The organism is Paraburkholderia sp. GAS38, from assembly GCF_050434965.1.
Classification (GTDB): Bacteria; Pseudomonadota; Gammaproteobacteria; order Burkholderiales; family Burkholderiaceae; genus Paraburkholderia; species Paraburkholderia phenazinium_A.
Genome location: NZ_JBNDJO010000021.1, coordinates 73,304 through 93,431, shown reverse-complemented (window position 1 = coordinate 93,431; position 20,128 = coordinate 73,304). Strand labels below are relative to the sequence as shown.

Sequence of the window (20,128 nt, the reverse complement as noted above, 5' to 3'; positions counted from 1 at the left end):
TTCGCCGTGGGCCTCTGCAGGAGTTAGCCGTTTTCGGTGGTGGTGTCGCGGCTGGCATGTGGCCTGTGCGTGACACCCGTGTTGTCGGCAGTGGCGTCTGCTTGTGCATCCGCGTCAGCCTCGCCGGCCGCCGTCGTGTGGGTGCGTAGCAGCAACGCCCCGAACAGCGCCGCAACCGCGGCAAAAATCGCACCGGTCAGAAACGCGACGTGATATCCGCCGTTCAGCGCCGCCGCAGGCGCCTCGCTCGCCTGCAGCGCAGTGGTGCGCGCCGCGGCAAGGCTTGCGAGTACCGCGAGACCCACCGCGCCGCCCATCATGAACGAGGTATTGACGATGCCCGAGGCGAGGCCGGACTCGCTCGCTTCGACGTCGCTCATCGCGGCCAGCAGAACCGGGTTGAACGCAATCCCCGCGCCGAGTCCGAGCAGGGTCATGCCGGGCAGCACATCAATGACAAAGCTGCCGTCAGCCGGCGCCCGCGCAAACCATGCGAGCCCCGCGGCAGCCAGCAGCAAGCCGACGCCGAGCGGCAGGCGCAGACCGAAGCGCATCACGAGGCGAGCGGACAACCCAAGCGAGAACAACGCCATGATCAGGTTGGCCGGCAGAAAAGCGAGCCCGACCTGCATGGGCCGATAACCCAGCACGCGCTGCAGATAGAGGGCGGAGATAAAGAACCACGCGAACATCGCCGCCGCCCACAACACGCCGACCACATTCGCGACCGCAACGTTGCGCAGCCTGAAAAGGCCCAGCGGCATCAGCGGGTGCTGCACGCGCGCTTCGATGCGCAGGAACAGCACGAGCAGCGCCAGCGCGGCGACGAGCATGCCGAGGGTGGGCAGCGAGGTCCAGCCCGCCTCGTTGCCGTTCACGATGGCATAGACCGCGAGCATCAGCGAGGCGGTCACCGTCGCGGCACCGGCGACGTCGAGCCGCTCGCCGCGTGTGTGGCCTCGGCCATCGGGCAGCAGCGCGACACACAGCGCGTAAACGGCAATGCCGATAGGCAGGTTGACCAGAAAGATCCAGTGCCAGCTCAACAGGTTGGTGAGCAGACCGCCCATCAACACGCCGATGCTGCCGCCGCCCGCACACACGAAGCCGTACACGCCCATGGCCTTGGCGCGCTCGCCCGGCTCGGTGAACAGGTTCATGATCAGCGACAGCGAGACCGCCGACACCACCGCGCCGCCAAACCCCTGCACGGCGCGCGCGCAGACCAGCAGCACCTGGGAATTCGCCATGCCGCAGGCCAGCGAAGCCAGCGTGAAGAGCGTAATGCCGCCCAGAAACAGCTTGCGATGGCCGTACAGGTCGCCGAGCCTGCCGCCGAGCAGCAGGCAGCCGCCGAAGGTCAGCATATAGGCGTTCACGACCCATACCAGCGAGGTTTCGGAGAAGCCGAGATCTGCGGCGATGGACGGCAGCGCGACGTTTACGATCGTCGAGTCGAGGACGATCATCAGCACGCCCAGGCACAGGACGATCAGGGCGAGCCAGCGTTTGCGCCCGTCGATGTTGTGAGTCATGCGGCAGGTCTCCGGTGTGGATTAGCGTCGGAAACCAAGATGTTACGCCTCTCGAACCTGAGGCGAGCATGGGCGATCCAGGCGGCGTGCGGCGCCCCTCGTGTTGCCCTATGGGTCAGCAATACTCAGCCCAACAGTTCGTACTTGCCGCCGCGTTCCAGCGCGCGCTGATACGCGGGACGCGCATGGATGCGTTCGAGAAAGCCGTTGATGGCAGCGATATGGCTGACGACCCCGCCGCGCGCCGTGGCGGCTTCGAGCGGGAAGCTCATTTGGACGTCCGCGGCGCTGAATTCGTTGCCGACGAACCAGCCGGTGGGCGTCAACGCGTCGTTGATATAGCCCAGGTGCAGCTTGATCTGCGGATCCACGAAGCTCGATTGCAGCGTCGAAGCAATTTTGCGTGCAATTGGCCTGGCGAAGAACGGCATCGGCGCGCTGGCGATTCGCAACGCCACCAGCTTGAGCAGCAACGGCGGCATTACCGACCCTTCCGCGTAGTGCAGCCAGTACGTATAGCGCAGACGCTCGGGTGTCCCGACAGCGGGCGCGAAGCGTCCCTGGCCGTAGCGGTCCACCAGATATTCGATGATGGCGCCCGATTCGGCGATGGTCAGGCCGTCGTCCGTGATTACCGGCGATTTGCCGAGCGGATGGATGGCGCGCAATTCGGGCGGCGCCAGCATGGTTTTGGCGTCGCGCTCATAGCGCTTGATCTCGTACGGCACACCGAGTTCTTCAAGCAGCCACAGGACGCGCTGCGAGCGTGAGTTGTTCAGATGATGGACGGTGAGCATGGGTATGAGATCCGGGCCTGTGGAGTGTCACATCATAGCCGGCTTGGGTAGTGCTAAATATAGAGTGAAGCACCGCCTCACAAACCGGGCGAGGCCTGGCCCGGTCGAATCTACAGCCTCGCGCGGCCTTCGTCCCACGGCACGTCATATTCCCGGTAAGCCTCGCGCACGAGCTCGCGGTTGTCGTGTTGCCATGGGTGAAAACCCGGCGAGAACCAGGCGAGCCAGTGCGGCACGATGCGCACGAGCGCGCCAGGCGAGACGAAGTGATAGCGCAGCAAGCGTCCCCAGCCGCGCCAGTCCGTGAGGCGGCGATCGTGTTTGACGAGGCTGAACGTAAAACCCCAGGCCAGCAGCGTAAAGATGGCTGTGACCCACAGCATGGCCGCGCAACGCAATGCGTAGCGCTTCACCGGATGGCGGATGACGTGCGCGAAGACATCGAACGCGACGCCTTTGTGTTCGGTTTCTTCCACCGCGTGCCACCCCCAGATGCGGCGCATGCGCGGATCCGCGCCCTTCATGCAGGCACGCTGCCGGAGCATCTGGTCGGCGAGCATGGCGGTGAAGTGTTCGAGACACACCGTGATGGCGAGCCGCACGCTATCCGGCAGATAGCGGCGCGCAAACTCCTGTTGTCCGGCAACCTGGCGCTCGAGCGCGGCAACCGGCGCGCCCTGCGCCGCGAGCCTCGCGTTATAGCGTTGATGTTCGCGTCGATGGATCGCTTCCTGGCCGACAAACCCGGCGACGTCCTCGGCGAGCGGCGTCCCAGGCGCGATCTGGTCGCGATACAGGGACACGCTCTCGATGAACGCGCGTTCCCCTTCCGGGAACATGATCGACATGGCGTCGTAATGGCGCGTGATGTGGCACTCGCCGTCCAGCCAGTGAACGGGAATGACGTCCTTCATGTTGAAATCGAGGTCGCGGCGGCGAATATCAGGTTTGGACATAGCTCGACGCTTTTTCCTGCACACGCAGCGTGACGATAGCGGCCACGATGCTGTGCACGAGCAGCGCGCCTAGCAAACTCAGCCCGAGAGGATCGCGCAGGCCGAAATACAGCGGCATGATGGCGAGCGAGAGCGCGGCGATGACAACCCAGCTCGCCACACCCCAGAGGCGGCCATCCGACATGCCACCCAATGCAAGCGTTGCGGCGAAGATCAGGGCGAAGAAGGTGGGCTGCCCAAATTCCGGCCAGGTGCCGTTGCGATGCACGTAGTAGGTGACGACGCCGAACAGGATCACGCCGCCGCTTGCGATCACCGTGTCGGGCACGGTAAGGCGGCGCACGCCGGTGAGCCGCGGCACGCGTAAGCCCGCATAGCGCAGCAGCGGCACCGTGTTCGCCCAGAATGGATTGGTCGAATGTGTGGGCGTAGCGATGCCGTACTGGATCGGCACGCCAGGCAGTTCGCGCTGAAACGTGCCGAACAGCTTGTCCCAGATGAGGAAGGTGCCGCCGAAATTGCGGTCGCGATACTCGGCGTTGTGCCCATGGTGAACCCGGTGATTCGCGGGGGTGACCAGAAACCGGTCCAGCAGTCCGGAGCGGCCGACGATACCGTTGTGGTTATAGAACTGCACGGTGTAGTGAAGCGTCGACACGGCAATGAAGATGTCCAGCGGCACGCCGGCCAAAGCGAGCGGTATCGTCGTAAACGGCAGCGTGGTCAGCGACGAATACCAGGAGTTGCGGATGCCGAGCGAGAGATTGAAGTGCTCGCCCTCGTGGTGGACCACATGAACGCTCCATAGCACCCCGAACGAATGATGCAGGCGATGCATCCAGTAGAACCCGAGATCCCACGCGAGGATCGCGAAGATCCACACGGCGGCGGGATGCCAGCGATCGAGCCAATGCAGGTTGACGTGCGCCAGGATCCACGCAAAGACCGCGACTTCGATGCCCCGGAAGAACCACATCAGGATATGCCCGGAATCCAGATTCAGGATCACGTCCCGCCACGGAATCGCCAGGCCGCGCCGGACACGCGAGTACCCCAGCTCCAGTAGCACGCAAGCGAGCGTGATCAGCAGGGGGAGGGCCATTGCATTCATGATTCGCTTTCCAGTTCTGTTTCGAACGCGGCTTTGGCATTCGAGGACGCAGCCGGGGATGTCGCTCGCCGATCGCGCAGGCGGCTCAGATGGGCGACCAGCCAGCCGCTGGCGCAGCCGAGCAGCATGCCTGCGCCGAGGTCGATCGCCAGATGGCGGCGCGTCTGGATGACCGACCAGCCGATCCCGAAGCCCCACAGCACCGCCAGCACGCTTGCAACCGGCCTGCGCCGGCTGCAGAGGGCGGCGACGCACAGCAAGGTCAGCGCGCCATGCAGCGACGGAAAACAGTTCTGCGCGGAATCCGAGGCGATCAGCCCGTCAAGCAACGATGCCCCTGCGGCGCCGGACGGGATCGGCGGGTAATGGAGCGTAGTGGGCCACAGCACGAAGATCACCGCGGATACCACCGCACACAGTTGCATTGCACGGGCGAGGCGAGGCACGCGGGCCGCATCCGTGGTCAGGAAGGCGAGCGGCACTAGCAGGAAAAACGACAGATAGAGCCACACGCCCGCCGGATTGAATGGAATCAGGCGGTCGAGTGCGGTTTCGGGCAGCAGGATCGGCGTACCGGAGAGCACGCGGCCGGTCGTGTAGGCCACGCCCACCGCCCCCCACCCCAGCAACATGAAGCGCAAGCGCGCGAGTACAGGCATCAGTGTGCCTCCCGAAGCCGGGTGATGCGCCGGCGTTTGGCGCTGAAATCGGTGGGCGGCAAGGCGGCGTGCAGGTCCCATTCCAGGCTTGCAGTCGCCACGCCCAGGCGTTGCAGATAGGCGCTCAGATCGGCCTCATATTGCGTGAGCGGCGCACCTGGCGCGTCGACGTAAAGTGCGAGCGACGCCGGCCCGGTTTGAACCAGCCGATAGTCCGCCGTGCGCGGCAGCGTTTGCGCAATGGCTCGGGACAGGCCGTCGGCGAACACCTCCACCGGCGCGCCGTTTGCGCCGGGCAGGCGCAGCAGGTCGTCGCAGCGTCCTTCGATCCGCTCCAGTGCCATCTCATGGCTATGGCAGGGGCAAGGCGTCGAACGCCGCAAGAGGATGTCGTCTAAACGGTAACGCACAATGGGTTGCGTCACGCGAGTGAAATCCGTGATGACCGGCACAAAGCGTTCGCCGTCGAGCCATTGAGGTTCGACGTGGATATGCGCTTCGTTCAGGTGCAGCGTGCCGTATTCGCAGGTGGCCGCGAGAAAGCCCTCCGTGGCCTGATAGACCTCGCCGACTGTCCCGAGCGAGGCGCCGATCAGTACCTTATCGAGCGGGTCCAGCACTTCGGCGCCGGAGATGACCTTGTGCGGTTTGATCGTCAGGTATCCTGCGGTTCTAGCCAGCGCCAGACTGCGCAGTACCTGTGCCGGACCCACGACGATGGTCGGATCGTAGCGGTTCAGGCGCTCGAAATGCGCGTCGAACGGCTCGAACAGGTCGAAGAACTCAAACGAAAGCCACGGATTGCGCACCGACGAATACAGGTTGTTGTTGGCGCGCAGAAACAGCGCGACCCGCTCGCCGTGAAAGAGTCCGCGCGGCAGGAGTTTGGCGAGCAGGACACCCGCCCACTTCGCCTGCTCGGCCGGACTCACGACGAACACACCGCGCGAACCGGAGGTGCCCGAAGACAGGCCCACGCTATAGCCGTTCACGGTAGCCTCGAAGTCGCGCGAGTGTTCGGCCTGCATCGCACAGGCGAGCACTTCGTCGAGCTTGAGTCCGGCCGTATTGATGCGGTCGAAATGCTCCATCATGACCGCCTTGTTCATTAACGGCCACGTTTGCAGCGGTTGCGACAGATGCGGTGCGAACCACGGACTGCGCGTCAGGTGCCGGCGGATAAACTGCTTTAGCCTGCGCTGCTGATGTTGTTCGAGCGCCTCGCGGGTCGCGAAGCGCAAGCGGCGTGTCTGCCAATACGACCAGAGCGTCTCTGCAAGGCGCATTACAACGCCCCTTCGTGCGTGAGGCAGATCTTCACTTCGCCGCGCGTATGCAGCGCATTCAGGTCGCGCAAGGTTTGATGGTATTCGGCGGGACTGTCCATGATGGCGTGTGCGATGACGGACGGTCCCACCAGTTGCTGATAGCTTTTCGGCGACCAGGCCGCATCGGATGCGAGCAGTACCCAACCGTCAGCGGTACTGACGAAGGCGCCGAGATGACCGGCGGCGTGTCCAGGCAATTCGACCAGAATCACTTCCGTGCACGCGCCTGGCAGCCCGAAGCCCTGGCGGAACGGTTCAAGCTCGGAAGGCAGGGCAACCCGCTCGAAGCTTTCGACAAACACAGTGGACGACTCGAAGTCCGGTGGAATCAGGCCCGGTACGAAACCCTTGCGCAATGCGCCGATGCCGCGCAGACCACGCGTCGCTTCCCAACCGGCGCCCGAGAGGTAAGTGGGTACGCCTTGCAGATCGCGCAAGCCGGCAATATGGTCGCCATGGAAGTGCGACAGGATCACGGCGGTGAGATCGTGCGGCTGCATGCCGCGCGCTTTTAGCTGACTGACCACGGCCTCTTTCGCGTCGAAGTAAACCGGCGTCACGCGCCGGTATAGAGAGAAGAGGCCGCTCTTCGTATGGTCGTGGAAGTGCTGCGCATACCCGGTATCCCACAGCCAGCGTCCGCGGGACGTTTCGATCAGATACGCCCGCGCCGGAAACCGGCAGCTCGCGAAACCCGCGCCCTTTAGCGCCATGCACGCCATGTGCGTGCAGTAGCCGGCTTCAAAGACCGTAATCGTCGCCATGTGCCCTGATCCAGTTGACGGTCTCTTCGATGCTCTGCTGCAGCGTCCAGCGCGGTTGATAGCCGAGCACCTGCTGCGCTTTGCGCGTGCTGAGCGTCATGTCGAAACTCAATGCGCCGACGCTATAGCGCGTCAGCAGCGGTTCGCGTCCGCTGATCGCGGCCCAGCGCTGCATCGCGCGGGCGGCGAGGTCGAGGACGGGATACGGCACGTCCTTGATCCGGTAGGCGATGCCGAGCCGCGTCAGCAGGACGTCGAGTACGTCGCGCAGGCAAGTGGGCTCGTTACCGGTGATGTTGAAGGCTTCGCCGGAGCGCACATCGGGGCTGGTGGTGGCCAGTTGCATCGCATGGATCACGTTGCCCACATAGGTCAGATCGACCTTGGCCGTGCCTGCGCGCGGCAGCGGCAAGCGACCGCCGCGCTCGCGCAACAGCCGCAGGATGCGCGGCAGCAGTACCCGGTCGTGCGGACCGAAAATGGCGCGCGGCCGCAGCATCACGAAGGTGGTATCCGGATGCGTGGCGGCGACCGCGCGGATGACGTCCTCGGCCTGCGCCTTGGTGCTCGCGTAGTGGTTCACATAGCTGGCCGGGCGAAACGTTTCTTCGATATCGAGCCGGTGGTTGAAATCGAAATAGAGCGCGGGAGTCGAGATATGGATGAAGCGGCGCACCCCGTTCGCGACTGCGGCATGCGCGAGGCGCGAGGTGGCGAGCACATTGGCTGCGTGAAAGTCGGACCATGCGCCCCATGGCGACGACAGCGCCGCGCAATGCCACACCGTATCGACACCTTGCAGCAGAGACTCCAGATCGGCGCTGGTGGCGCCGGCGAGGTCGAGCGGCACGAACGCCATGCCGAGCGCCTGCAGCGCCTCGCCGGCCGCGCGATTACGGCCGGTGGTGCGTACGCTGCGGCGCTGCTGCGCAAGAAACGCGGCGGCGTTGCGGCCCAGCCCGCTAGTGGCGCCGGTGACGAGGGTGGTCATGCCGACAGACTCCGGGGCGCCTGCCCCATCTTTCTCAGGAAACGCTGCTGGCTCGAAAGCAGTTCAGCGTAACCGATCGCCCGATAGGGCAGACCGTGTTGCCGCGCCAGGCGCTCGACGATCGACGCAATCGCACGATAGTGCCGGTGCCCATGCCCCGGAAACAGATGATGCGTGAGATGGTGATTGAGACCGCCCAGCCAGGCGCCGATGAAAGTGGGGCGCGTGATCCAGTCGCAGCAGGTCAGGAAGGCGTGCTCGTCGCGCGTGTGCGGCAAGCGGCCGTCGGCGGGCAGCAGATAAAACTCCGTCTCGGCCCAATGCGTGCCGAGGATCAGCATCAACAGGATGGATGAGGCGAGCATTTGACCCGCCAGATACGCGGCGAAGACCGTCCCGTAGCCGACCGTGGGACCGAGCAGCACGAGCGGCAACACCAGGAACACGCCAAAGTGAACCAGCTTCGACGCGATGAACAGCGCCCAGCCGCGCGCGCCGGGCAGCAGTCCGTCCTGCGCCAGCGGTGTGGTGCCGAGGCGGTCCGACCAGTCGTAGATCCAGTTGATATAGGGCAGCGAGAGCGCGGCGATTGCCGGCCAGTACAGATGCTGAAAGCGGAAATGCGGGTGCCATGCCTGAAACGGCGTTTGCCGCAGAAACACGTTGGCCTCGGTATCGAGGTCGTGATGCTCGATGTTCGGATAGACATGGTGATACCGGACATGCCGTGCTTGCCAGTAGGCCGGCTCGATGCCGAGTGGCAGCGTGACCGCGCGCATGACGAACGTGTTCAGCCATTTGGACTTCGACAGGGCGCCGTGCGATGCGTCATGCATGGAATTGACCGACAGCATCACGGCCGCGAGAAACATGCCGACGTAGGACGCGAAGAACGTTGCGGGGCCGTGGGCACGGAAGCACAGCACAAACAGCACACAGGCGATCGCCAGCAGGCTCCCCGCCTTCAGCCAGGTCGCCGCATTGCCGAACCGGTGGTCCTGCCTGCTCGCGAGATACGCGGCGACTTCCCGGCGAAGCTCGGTCGAGAAAGGCGAATGGCTGGACGGTAAATAGTGCGGGCGCATGGAGTCAGGCCTGGTTCGGCAAACGGACGCGAATCAATGGTGTGTCCCGAATGAAAAGGGTAACGCCGGGTTTAAGCATCCCATGTACGGCGCCGGAGGTTGCAGTCGTCACAATCATTGGCGACAGTGGTTCTATCACACGTGCCATGCATCAGTAAATAAGTTGTTTTGAAGTTCGTCTTAAAAACTGTCAGGCGGTGACAAAATCCGATTTTACGGTTTGTGGCGGGTTCACATAAAGCGGAAAAGCGTTTACCTTTCGTGCTCACAAACTGGCCAGCAGGGCTGGGCGTTCTGTCGCGCACCGCCTGATGCATAGACGATTTTTGGCGATTGCGGCCGGGATTGCGTTTGGAATGGATGTCCGCCGAAAGCCGTAAAACCGCCTGTGTCTGCATGACGCTTTTCGATAGTAAAACTTCTCTTCACTTGAAAGGATGCATTTAGCATGAAAAAAATCGCCTTACCTTTACTGCTGGCTGCGTTTTCGATGACGGCTTATGCGGCCGGTTGCGGCAAGCCCCGTAATGCGTTTGACCAGGTTTATTGCGCGAGCACCGAGTTCTCCCAGCTCGATCGCGATCTGAATCAGGAATATGACCGTGTGAAGAAGGCATTGCAACCGGCCGAGCAGGCGACGCTCAAGCACGGGCAACTCGCATGGCTCAGTCAGCGCGATGCGAAATGCAGTTTTGAAAAAGAGGACGGCTATTACGTCAATCTGGAATGCGCGACCGACATGACGCAGCAGCGCGTTGCATTCCTGCGCGAGCGTGAGCGCGAATGCAGCAGCACCGGCTGCGTTGATGCGAAGCTCGGCGACTGAGTTTTGCGCGTCGCGGCGGTGTTCAAATCGCCGCGACGTTTCTCCCGACGCTACAGGCTCCGTAACGCAAACCGCTTGAGCTTGCCGGTTTCGGTGCGCGGCAACGCGTCGACGAAGGTGATCAGACGTGGGTATTTGTACGGCGCCACGTTGTTCTTCACGAACTCCTGCAACTGCGCGACCATGCTGTCGTCAGCCGTGAAGCCCGGATTAAGGACGATAAACGCCTTGACGACCTGGCCACGCGTTTCGTCAGGCGCACCCACTACGCCGCATTCCGCTACCGCATCGTGCTGCAGCAGCACGCTTTCCACTTCCGGGCCGGAGATGTTATAGCCCGCGGAGACGATCATGTCGTCGGCGCGTGCCTGGTAGAACACGTAACCGTCCTCGTCGAGATAGACGGAGTCGCCGGGCAGGTTCCAGCCGTCGCGCACGAACTTCGTCTGGCGGTCGTCAGCCAGATAGCGGCAACCGGTCGGCCCGCGCACGGCGAGCTTGCCGATGGTGCCGGGCGGCACCGGCTGCATGGCGTCGTCGACGGCCTGCACGATATAACCCGGCACCGCGCGGCCGATGGCATGCGGCCGGATATCCGCGCCCGCCGCCGAAATGAAAATATGGATCAGCTCGGTCCCGCCGATACCGTCGATCATCTCGATGCCGCTCGCTTCGCGCCACAGATGCCGCGTCGAATCGGGCAGCGCTTCGCCGGCCGAAACGGTCTTCCGCAGGCTCGAAATATCGAAGCGCGGCACGAGCGGCGCCATCTGCCGGTAGAAGGTGGGCGCGGTGAACATGATGGTGGCGTGAAAGCGCTCCACCGTCTGCAGCAAGCTCTCGGGCGTGAGCCGCTCGATCAGCACGGTGGAGGCGCCCACCCGCAGCGGAAAGCACAAGACGCCGCCGAGGCCGAAAGTGAACGCGAGTGGTGGCGTGCCGCAGAACACATCGCTGGCGCTGGGTTTGAGTACATGCCGCGGGAACAGGTCGCACATCATCAGCACGTCGCGATGAAAATGCATGCAGCCCTTCGGCAAGCCGGTTGTGCCGCTGGTGAAGGCGATCAGGCAGACGTCGTCGGCGGCGGTATCGCAGGCGGTGAAGTGGTCGGGTTTGCTGGTGGCGAGGGTTTCGAGAGCGTCCGCGCCGTCGTCATGGAACAGGCAGGTCTGTTGCAGCCCCGCGCAAAAATATTCGTCCTGCGGATCGCGGCAGCGGGCGAGTTCGTCGGTCAGGCGTGCGTCGCAGAGGGCGGCGCCGATCTGCGCCTTGTCGATGATCTGCTTGAGTTCCTTTGCGCGCAGCAGGGGCATCGTCGGCACCAGCACGAGCCCCGCTTTCAGCGCGGCCAGCGCGGCCACCGCCATCTGCAAGGTATTCGGCCCACGCAGCAACACGCGGTTGCCGGGCTTTAGACCCAACTCATCGACCAGCACATGCGCGCTGCGATTCACCAACGCAAGTAACTCGCCATACGTGGTGGCGCGGGCTTCGCCGTTCACCTCGGACCAGATGGCCGGGCGGTCGCGGTGCCCCGCCTCGATGGTCCGGTCCAGTAACTCGGTCGCGCAGTTAAAGCGCGCCGGATAGGCGATGTCGGGATTGTCGAGCAGAAACACCGGCCATTGATCTTGCGGCGGCAGATGGTCGCGGGCGAAGGTGTCGACGTGCGCAGACGGTTCCATGACGCTCTCCCGAACGGTTAGTGGGCTTCGTGGGGGATCACTGCAGTGGCCTCGATTTCGACCTTGGCCTCGTCTTCGATCAGCGCGACCACTTGAACCGCGCTCATCGCAATGTCGTAGTCGCCGATCAGTTCGCGAAACGCGCGGCCGATGTCCTTGAGCGCGGCGAGGTATTCGCGCTTATCCGTCACATACCAGGTCAAACGCACGAGGTGGGCCGGTTTGCCGCCGGCTTCATGCAGAACCGCGACGATGTTCTGCAAGGCCTGAATCGCCTGGGCGGCGAAGTCGCTCGACTGGAAGCGCGCCTCGGCGTCCCAGCCGATCTGGCCGGCGATGAACACCTGGGTGCCGACGGCCGCAACGCCGTTCGCATAGCCGCGCGGCTTGACCCAGCCGGCAGGGAGGAGAGGTTTTTTCATGAGCGTGGCTCGTCGGTGAGGGCAGGCGGTGGGGCGAAGCGCGCGAGGGCGCTCGCGATGTCGTCGGGAATATCGATGGACTGGCCGGTTTCGAGCGACGTCGTCACCAGCACCTGATGCGCACGGAAGCGCACTTCGTTCTGGCAATGACCGACGATGCCGAGGCGAATCGAACGCCGGCCGATTGCGTTCACGCTCAGCGTGAGCGTGAGGGTTTCGCCCATGCGGCTTGGCCGCGAAAACTCGCAGTCGAGCTTGACGATCGGCAAGCCGATACGGCGTTCGCCGATCATGTGCGCGTAGTCGACGTGCAGGCACTCGGTGAACCAGTCTTCGACCAGCGCGTTGGTCAGCACCAGGTACTGCGGAAAGAACACGATGCCGGCCGGGTCGCAATGCGCGAAGCGGATGCGCACCGGCATGTCGAACGTCGCGCTCATGACGTGCTGTCCTGTTGCGCGGCGGCGTGGGCCTTCAACAGATCACGGCCTACGATCAGTTGCTGCACTTCGGTTGCACCTTCGTAGATGCGCAGCGCGCGAATCTCGCGGTAGAGCATTTCGACGGCCGTGCCGCTTTGCACGCCCATGCCGCCCCAAAGCTGAACGGCTGCATCGATCACTTGCTGCGCGCCTTCGCTGGCATGCCACTTCGCCATCGCGGCTTCGCGCGTGACGTTCTCGCCCTGATCGCGCAACCAGGCTGCGCGATAGACGAGCAGGGCGCTGCTGTCGATGGTGAGCGCCATCTGCGCGAGCTTTGCCTGGGTCAACTGAAAATCGCCCAGCGTCTGGCCGAACATCTTGCGCGATGCGGCACGTTTAAGGCCCTCTGCCATGGCATGCCGCGCAAAACCGAGCGATGCCGCCGCTACCGAGGTGCGAAAAATATCGAGCGTGCGCATGGCCAGTTTGAAGCCTTCGCCGGGGGCACCGAGCATCTGGCTGCGCGGCACGCGTGCGCCGGCAAAATGCAGGCGCGCGAGCGGATGCGGTGCGATGACGTCGATGCGCTCGGCGATTTCAAGGCCCGGCGTATCGGCGTCGACGATGAACGCGCTGATGCCACGCGCGCCGGGTGCTTCGCCGGTTCTGGCGAACACCACGTAGAAGTCGGCGATGCCGCCGTTGGAGATCCACGTCTTGTCGCCGTCGAGGACATAGGCGTCGCCGTCGGCGCGGGCAGAGAGTGCCATGGCCGCAACGTCCGAGCCTGCTTCCGGTTCGGATAGCGCGAAGGCCGCAATGACCGTGCCGTTCGCCACACGCGGCAGGTAGCGGTGCTTCTGTTCGTGCGTGCCGCCCAGCGAGATGGCGCCGGAGCCGAGCCCCTGCATGGCGAGCGCAAAGTCGGCGAGGCCCGAGTGTTTCGCGAGCGTTTCGCGCAGCAGGCAGACGGCGCGCGTATCGATGGTGTCGCCGTGCCCGCCGTACGCGGTGCCGCCGACGCCGTATTTCAGCCAACCCGCTGCGCCGAGTTCGCGCACCAGATGGCGGCAGGTGGCATCGACGTCCTCGCCGTGGCTCGCGTCAGCCAGATGCGTGCCGCACCAGGCTTCGACGCCTGCCGCGAGTTCGCGATGGCGGTCTTCGAAGAACGGCCACGCCAGTGCGCTATGAAGATCGATCTTGCCGGAAGCGCTCACGTCAGTCTCCTTCGAACACCGGACGCGTTTTCGCCGCAAACGCGCGATACGCGCGTTCGAAATCGTGCGTGCTCATGCAGATGGCCTGCGCTTGCGCCTCGGATTCGATGGCTTCGTCGATGCTCATGCTCCATTCCTGGTGCAGCATCTTCTTCGTGATGCCGTGTGCGAAGGTCGGTCCGGCGACGAGTTCGGCGGCCAGCCTGGTGGCTTCGTCGAGCACGGCATCGGGCTCGCACAGACGGTTATAGAAGCCCCAGGCGTAGCCCTCTTCGCCGCTCGCCGAGCGGCCGGTGAAGAGCAGTTCGGACGCGCGTCCCTGGCCGATGATGCGCGGCAGGATCGAGCACGCGCCCATGTCGCAACCGGCCAGGCCGACGCGCGAGAACAGGAACGCGAGCTTGCTGCGCGCGGTGCCCAGGCGCAGGTCGGACGCCATCGCCAGAATGGCGCCTGCGCCTGCGCAGACCCCATCGACGGCGGCAATCACCGGCTGCGGGCAATGCCGCATGGCCTTCACCAGATCGCCGGTCATGCGGGTGAACAGCAGCAATTCGGGCATCGGCAGGTCGATCAGCGGCGCGATGATGTCGTGGACGTCGCCGCCCGAGCAGAAGTTGCCGCCGGCACCGTGGATCACCACGGCTTTCACATCGGTTGCGTACGCAAGCTGTCGAAACAGGTCGCGCAACTCGGCATACGATTCGAAGGTCAGCGGGTTCTTGCGTTCGGGGCGATTCAGCGTGACGGTCGCGACCTTGGCGCTGACCGACCAGCCGAAGTGCTTCGCCTCATAGCCCGCTAGCGTGACGCGATTGCCGGCCAGCAGGGCGTCGACGTGGGATGGTGTCATGGATATCTCCTCCAGTTCGGTGCCGCTCAACCCTTGAGGTTGTCGAGCAGATGTTTCTTGAGCTTGCCCAGACGCTGATGCGTGCGCGACTTCTCGTCGAGGCTCAGGCCGCCGAACATTTCGACGACCCACTGTTCGTGCGCTACCGCCATCCGGTCGAACTGCGCGCGGCCGTCGGTTGTCAGACGCACGCTGATCGAGCGGCGATCGTTCGGATCCGCATCGCGCACGACGAGGCCTTCCTTTTCGAGCTGATCGGTAATGCCGGTTACGTTGCCGCCCGTCACCATCAGACGGCGCGAGAGCTCGGTCATCTTGAGCCCCTCGGGATGGCGTTCGAGCTGAGCCATCAGGTCGAAGCGCGGCAGCGTCGTGTCGAATTCGTTGCGCAACCGCTTGCGCAATTCGGCTTGCACGAGGTTGGTGGTGGTGAGCATGCGCAGCCATAGACGCAGGCCCATATGGCTGTCGGCGCCGGTGCTCATTTCCATGTCGACCACGTTCTCGGCCGGTTTGGCGACGCCTTTGCGCGGCGCTTTCGCTTCTGTTGAGGCGGGTTTTTTAGCGCTGGTTGCACGAGTCATGTGACTTCTCCCCCGGAGACGGAAATGGATTGGCCGGTGATCGCGGCAGAGCCGGGCATGCACAGCCACAGCGCGGCATTGGCGACTTCTTCCGGCGTGACAAAACGCTGTTGCGGGTTGTTGCGCAGCAGGATGCGGCGTGCTTCCTCTTCGCTGCGCGAGGTTTTGCTGGTGATCTGGTCGAGCGAGGCGCGCAGCAGTTCGGTCTCGGTGTAGCCGGGACAGACTGCGTTGACGGTCACGCCTTTGGTCGCGACTTCGAGCGCAAGCGCACGGGTCAGGCCGATCACGCCGTGTTTGGCCGCGCAATATGCTGCGACGTAGGCATAACCTGTCTGCCCCGCGGTGCTCGCGACGTTGACGATGCGACCGTAACCGCGTTCGAGCATGCCAGGCAGCACGGCGCGCGTGCATAGAAACACGCCGGTCAGGTTGACGTCGAGCATGCGTTGCCAGAGGGCGATATCGGTCTGCGCGAACGGGGCCGCTTGCGCCTGGCCGGCGTTATTGATCAGGATGTCTACCGGACCAGCCTGTTCGAAGGCAGCGACCACGGCAGCCTCCTGTGTGACGTCTACAGCGATGCAGGCGATGTCGCCTGCTGTGCCTGAAAGGCTTAGCGCGTTTAACGCATCGCGCTGCGCAGCAAGACGTGCCGCGTCGCGACCCATCAACGTGACGCGTGCGCCGGCACGCACCAGCGCTTCGGCGGTGGCCGCGCCGATCCCACTGCCGCCACCGGTGACGACGGCATGTTTCCCGGCCAGCCCGGAGGTCTCTGTGTTCACACGGTTCCTTCTGCGCGTTGTGCGCGTTCTTGCGGCGAGAGCCCCGCGTTCGCTGCGACCTGCGCGCGTTCGCGTTCGAGGTTGCGTTCCAGTTGCGATTTCGCCGCCGCGTATTGCTTTGGCCACATCACATCGAAGTAGCCGATCTTCGCGGCTTCGTTGAGCGTCCACGACGGATTGGCCAGATGCGGCCGCGCCACCGCGCAGAGATCCGCGCGGCCGGCGGCGATGATGCTGTTCACGTGATCGGCTTCGGAGATCGCGCCGACGGCGATCGTCGCAATACCGGCTTCGTTGCGAATGCGGTCGGCGAACGGCGTCTGGAACATGCGGCCGTAGACCGGCTTTTCGGCCTTGCTGACCTGGCCCGACGAGACGTCGATCATGTCGGCGCCTGCTGCCTTGAAGGCGCGCGCAATTTCTACTGCGTCGTCCGGCGTGGTGCCGCCGTCCACCCAGTCGTGCGCGGAGATGCGCACCGAGATGGGCTTGTCCGCGGGCCAGACCTTGCGGATCGCCGCGAAGATTTGCAGCGGATAGCGCAACCGGTTTTGCAGCGAGCCGCCGTATTCGTCGCTGCGATGATTGGTGAGCGGCGAGAGGAAACTCGAGAGGAAATAACCGTGGGCGCAGTGCAGTTCGAGCCAGTCGAAGCCGGCCTCAACAGCCATCTCCACCGAGCGGACGAATTGCGCTTCGATTTCGCGCAGATCTTCGCGGCTCGCTTCACGCGACCATTGACTGACGCCATGCAGATACTGCTGCGGCGAGGCCGACACTAGCGGCCAGTTGCCTTCCGGCAGCGGTTGATCAATGCCTTCCCAACTCACGCGTGTGGATGCTTTGGCGCCGGCGTGTCCGAGCTGCATGCCGATCTTCGCGTCCGATTGCGCGTGCACGAAATCGACGATGCGCTTCCACGCGGCAAGATGCGCCGGTGCGTACATGCCGGGGCAGCCGGGGGTGATGCGGGCTTCCGGCGATACGCAGGTCATCTCGGTCATCACCAGGGCGGCGCCGCCCATGGCGCGTGCGCCGAGATGCATCAGGTGATAGTCGCCCGCTACGCCGTCGACGGCGGAGTATTGCGCCATCGGCGACACGACCACGCGGTTCTTGAGCGTGACGCCGCGCAGCGTGAAGGGCGTGAACATCGGCGGCACGGAATGTTTGGCCGGCGCGCGTTCGATGCCCGAGCGTGTTGCGAGCCAGTCTTCGAATGCCGACAGGTAGTGGGCATCGCGCTCCCGCAGATTTTCGTGCGAGATGCGTTGCGAACGCGTCAGCAGCGAATAGGCGAACTGTTCCGGCTCGAACGACGTATAGCGGTCGACATGCTCGAACCACTCCGTCGAATTGCGTGCGGCGTTCTGGATGCGCAGCACGCCGACGCTGCGCACTTCGGTGTAATGCTGGAGCGCGGCGGCGAGATCGCCCGGATGTTCGCCGATGCTGTTGGCAAGTTCGATCGAATCTTCAAGCGCGAGCTTGGTGCCCGAGCCGATCGAGAAGTGGGCCGTGTGCGCGGCGTCGCCCATCAGCACGATAGGCGTGGGCTGCGCGCCGTTGGCGTTGCTGCGCCAATGCACCCATTCTTGATTGACCACGCGCGGGAAGCGGATCCATTGCGACGAGCCGCGCAAATGCGCGGCGTTCGAGAGCAAGGGGTGGCCGTCCAGATACTTCGCAAACAGCTTCTCGCAGAAGGCGATGCTGTCTTCCTTGCTCATTTCGTCGAGACCAGCGGCGCGCCAGACGCGCTCCGGCGTTTCGACGATGAAGGTGGAGGTCTGGTCGTCGAACCGGTAGGCGTGGGCCTGGAACCAGCCCCATTCGGTTTCTTCGAAGGCGAAGGTGAACGCGTCGAAGAGCTTTTTCGTACCGAGCCAGACGAAGCGGCAATCGCGCATGTCGATATCCGGCTGGTAGGTCGCCGCATACTTCTGACGAATCGCGCTGTTGGCGCCGTCGCAGGCGACGATCAGGTCGGCTTCGTAAGCGGTGTCGTCCGTCACCTGGGTTTCGAAGACCAGCTTGACGCCGAGTTCCTCGCAACGCGCCTGCAGGATGTTCAGCAGGCGCTTGCGGCCGATGCCGCAGAAGCCGTGACCCGACGAGCGGACCTGCTGGCCGCGGAAGTTGATCTCGATGTCGTCCCAGTGGTTGAAGGCGTCGAGAATCGCGTCGGCGCTTGGGGCGTCGGCCGCGCGCAGGTTGCCGAGCGTCTGGTCGGAGAACACCACACCCCAGCCGAACGTGTCGTAGGGCCGGTTCCGCTCGATCACCGTGACTTCATGCTGCGGGTTGCGGCCCTTCATCAACAGCCCAAAGTACAGGCCGGCCGGGCCTCCTCCGATACAGACGATGCGCATGCTCGTGCTCCGGTTGGATTCTCGAATGTAATTTAGTCCTCGATATTTTAGATGTCAAGTAAATGATGGGGGGAGGTGAGTTCTGGCACCGTATGCGGGCCTCGCAGCCTGTAGGCGTTGGGAGAGTCCCCAAAACGCTTTCCGGAATTCTCGTCCGAAATGCGATGCATCTGAGAATCCACAGGAGGACGCGATATCGGTCACCGTCCTATCCGAACTGGTCAGAAGCCATGCTGCTGTTCGAATACGGAGTTGTCGGCCATACGATAGCGGTGCATCGCCCACTTCGCTGCCGAACAATCGCTCAAGCTGGCGCACCGACATCTCGAGTCGTTGCGCAAGTTCGCTGAGACTGAGAGGTTGGCCGATTACGCTTCAGACCTGCTGAAGACTGATTGCGGTTGCCGGATATGACCGCTATGGGTGACTCGGTCTATGACTATCTCGAACACGTCGGCAAACCCGTGTTGCGCGCGACGCAGCGCTTTAACGCGGTGTCTGTCCCTCAGCCAACGTACCCACTCTTGCTACCCGGCTCATCTTCGTCGAGCATTTCGCCAAACCCCGTCGGCACCACCACAACCGGCCGGGCGCTAGCATCATGGCTGTCCGCGAGCGCGAACGCTTCGAGAATAATCTTCTGCACGTCCTGCCGCATCATGGTCACTTCAAACGGCAGATGCACCGCAAACGGATCCCAGTCAAAACACCCCACTACCGTGGACTGCCAGGCATCCTGCGGCAATCTGGACGCGAACTGAACCAGGCCTTCAAACGCGGTAATCGAATTCATCAGCAGGCCAGCGGGGAGCCTGCCGAGCGTGTCGTAACGGCGAGCCAGGGCGCGCCGCGAAGATGACGCGTCGTATCCAAAGCACTCCACAGCATCCGCCGCGGGACTGATCCCTCGAGCCTCAAAGGCATCGCGGTAGCCGGCAATGCGCATGTCCGTCGCGTATTCATCCGTGACGCCGCCAAGAAACAGCAACTCGCCGGGAGCGTTGCCGCGCGCGACCATCTTGTCCATCAACGCATCGGCCAGCGCGCGCGCGCCGCCGCGATTGTCCGAGACGACCGACGGTGCGCCCGGGCCAGGCAAGTCGACATTGATGCACGGAATACCCGCCGCCGAGCACAGGTCGTCAAGCGGCGTGGGGTTGCGCACGCCGGCAATGAACAGCAACTCCACCTGCTGCGAGATGAGCGTCTCCGTCACGCTCAGCTCCACCGCCGGATCGCGTTGAGTACTGACGACGATCGGGCACAGGCCCCGGCTCCTCGCATGCTCCTCGAAGTTCTCGGCCAGCCCCGCAAAGAACCGGTTGCGATAGTGCGGCAGGATCATGCCGGCCAGCCCCGAGCGCGACAGCCGCAGTCCGCGGGCCTTCATGTTCACGTTGTAGCCAAGCTGCTCCGCGCTTGCGAGGATCCGCTTGGCGGTGTCTTCCTTGATACGGTAGCGAGCCCAGGTGCCGTTCAGCACCATGCTCACCGCCGACGTCGAAGAGCCCGTCGCTTTGGCGATGTCATAAATTGTGGACTTGCGTCCTGAGCTGCTGCGGGCCATCTGCCTTTTACTCCAAAAGCACCATCGTTCACGTTCTGCAGACGGTAGACCTTCTGCCACGGGAAGCCATATTAGGGTATCTACTCGATTGACCCTAAAGCTGAATCCATTCAGCATTTGTCCACCGAGTTGCTGAATGGATTCAGCTAAATAAGTT

At 63.7% G+C, this 20,128-nt stretch carries 19 protein-coding genes and 1 pseudogene; 1 reads left to right on the top strand and 19 read right to left on the bottom strand.

The genetic code is table 11. The features are described 5' to 3' along the window. Positions 1–23: 23 nt before the first annotated feature. From P3T42_RS34660 to P3T42_RS34620, 9 genes are all read right to left on the bottom strand, one after another. Complete coding sequence (locus tag P3T42_RS34660) at positions 24–1,535, bottom strand: MFS transporter (protein WP_074296882.1); 1,512 nt, start codon at positions 1,533–1,535, stop codon at positions 24–26. Between the two features lie 125 nt (positions 1,536–1,660). Continuing rightward, entirely contained in the window at positions 1,661–2,332 is a 672-nt protein-coding gene (locus P3T42_RS34655; RefSeq protein WP_074296880.1) for a glutathione S-transferase family protein, read from the bottom strand. A 110-nt stretch (positions 2,333–2,442) separates the two neighbouring features. Then, positions 2,443–3,288 carry a metal-dependent hydrolase gene (locus tag P3T42_RS34650; protein WP_429308538.1) on the bottom strand — a complete coding sequence of 282 codons (846 nt, stop codon included), beginning with the start codon at positions 3,286–3,288 and terminating at the stop codon, positions 2,443–2,445. Continuing rightward, positions 3,275–4,399: a sterol desaturase family protein gene (locus tag P3T42_RS34645; protein WP_429308537.1), complete on the bottom strand. Its 1,125-nt coding sequence runs from the start codon at positions 4,397–4,399 to the stop codon at positions 3,275–3,277. The genes P3T42_RS34650 and P3T42_RS34645 overlap by 14 nt, the downstream gene beginning before the upstream one ends. Next, complete coding sequence (locus tag P3T42_RS34640) at positions 4,396–5,058, bottom strand: phosphatase PAP2 family protein (protein WP_429308536.1); 663 nt, start codon at positions 5,056–5,058, stop codon at positions 4,396–4,398. The genes P3T42_RS34645 and P3T42_RS34640 overlap by 4 nt, the downstream gene beginning before the upstream one ends. Then, a complete protein-coding gene (locus tag P3T42_RS34635; protein ID WP_429308535.1) occupies positions 5,058–6,344 on the bottom strand; it encodes a F390 synthetase-related protein in 1,287 nt (428 codons plus the stop codon). The genes P3T42_RS34640 and P3T42_RS34635 overlap by 1 nt, the downstream gene beginning before the upstream one ends. Further along, positions 6,344–7,150: an MBL fold metallo-hydrolase gene (locus tag P3T42_RS34630; protein WP_429308534.1), complete on the bottom strand. Its 807-nt coding sequence runs from the start codon at positions 7,148–7,150 to the stop codon at positions 6,344–6,346. Before P3T42_RS34630 ends, P3T42_RS34635 begins: the two co-directional genes overlap by 1 nt. Continuing rightward, positions 7,128–8,141, bottom strand: coding sequence for an NAD-dependent epimerase/dehydratase family protein (locus P3T42_RS34625; RefSeq protein WP_429308533.1), 1,014 nt, complete (start codon positions 8,139–8,141; stop codon positions 7,128–7,130). The genes P3T42_RS34630 and P3T42_RS34625 overlap by 23 nt, the downstream gene beginning before the upstream one ends. Further along, positions 8,138–9,226 carry a fatty acid desaturase family protein gene (locus P3T42_RS34620; protein ID WP_429308532.1) on the bottom strand — a complete coding sequence of 363 codons (1,089 nt, stop codon included), beginning with the start codon at positions 9,224–9,226 and terminating at the stop codon, positions 8,138–8,140. The genes P3T42_RS34625 and P3T42_RS34620 overlap by 4 nt, the downstream gene beginning before the upstream one ends. A 448-nt stretch (positions 9,227–9,674) precedes the next feature. Here P3T42_RS34620 and P3T42_RS34615 point away from each other — a divergent pair, with 448 nt between their 5' ends. Then, complete coding sequence (locus P3T42_RS34615; protein WP_074296864.1) at positions 9,675–10,052, top strand: lysozyme inhibitor LprI family protein; 378 nt, start codon at positions 9,675–9,677, stop codon at positions 10,050–10,052. Between the two features lie 50 nt (positions 10,053–10,102). Here the strand turns inward: P3T42_RS34615 and P3T42_RS34610 are convergent, their stop codons facing one another. The 10 genes and pseudogenes from P3T42_RS34610 to P3T42_RS34565 form a co-directional block, all read right to left on the bottom strand. Then, positions 10,103–11,740 carry an AMP-binding protein gene (locus tag P3T42_RS34610; protein WP_429308531.1) on the bottom strand — a complete coding sequence of 546 codons (1,638 nt, stop codon included), beginning with the start codon at positions 11,738–11,740 and terminating at the stop codon, positions 10,103–10,105. Between the two features lie 17 nt (positions 11,741–11,757). Further along, complete coding sequence (locus P3T42_RS34605) at positions 11,758–12,162, bottom strand: RidA family protein (protein ID WP_074296861.1); 405 nt, start codon at positions 12,160–12,162, stop codon at positions 11,758–11,760. Next, the gene (locus tag P3T42_RS34600; RefSeq protein ID WP_074296859.1) at positions 12,159–12,602 is read right to left on the bottom strand and encodes an acyl-CoA thioesterase; all 444 of its coding nucleotides are present in this window, start codon (positions 12,600–12,602) and stop codon (positions 12,159–12,161) included. The genes P3T42_RS34605 and P3T42_RS34600 overlap by 4 nt, the downstream gene beginning before the upstream one ends. Further along, positions 12,599–13,807 (bottom strand): acyl-CoA dehydrogenase family protein, encoded by a 1,209-nt coding sequence (locus P3T42_RS34595; protein WP_429308530.1) that lies wholly within the window; start codon positions 13,805–13,807, stop codon positions 12,599–12,601. The genes P3T42_RS34600 and P3T42_RS34595 overlap by 4 nt, the downstream gene beginning before the upstream one ends. A 1-nt stretch (position 13,808) precedes the next feature. Beyond that, on the bottom strand, positions 13,809–14,660 hold the full coding sequence (locus tag P3T42_RS34590) for an enoyl-CoA hydratase family protein (RefSeq protein ID WP_429308529.1): 852 nt from the start codon (positions 14,658–14,660) through the stop codon (positions 13,809–13,811). A 26-nt stretch (positions 14,661–14,686) separates the two neighbouring features. Then, positions 14,687–15,244 (bottom strand): MarR family winged helix-turn-helix transcriptional regulator, encoded by a 558-nt coding sequence (locus P3T42_RS34585; RefSeq protein ID WP_429308528.1) that lies wholly within the window; start codon positions 15,242–15,244, stop codon positions 14,687–14,689. Next, positions 15,241–16,032 (bottom strand): SDR family NAD(P)-dependent oxidoreductase, encoded by a 792-nt coding sequence (locus tag P3T42_RS34580; protein WP_429308527.1) that lies wholly within the window; start codon positions 16,030–16,032, stop codon positions 15,241–15,243. Before P3T42_RS34580 ends, P3T42_RS34585 begins: the two co-directional genes overlap by 4 nt. Beyond that, entirely contained in the window at positions 16,029–18,404 is a 2,376-nt protein-coding gene (locus tag P3T42_RS34575) for a bifunctional salicylyl-CoA 5-hydroxylase/oxidoreductase (RefSeq protein ID WP_429308526.1), read from the bottom strand. The genes P3T42_RS34580 and P3T42_RS34575 overlap by 4 nt, the downstream gene beginning before the upstream one ends. 47 nt (positions 18,405–18,451) lie before the next feature. After that, a pseudogene (locus P3T42_RS34570) lies at positions 18,452–18,773 on the bottom strand (helix-turn-helix domain-containing protein); the annotation flags it as partial. Positions 18,774–18,909: 136 nt separating this feature from the next. Continuing rightward, the gene (locus tag P3T42_RS34565) at positions 18,910–20,088 is read right to left on the bottom strand and encodes a LacI family DNA-binding transcriptional regulator (protein ID WP_429308525.1); all 1,179 of its coding nucleotides are present in this window, start codon (positions 20,086–20,088) and stop codon (positions 18,910–18,912) included. Positions 20,089–20,128 lie beyond the last annotated feature (40 nt).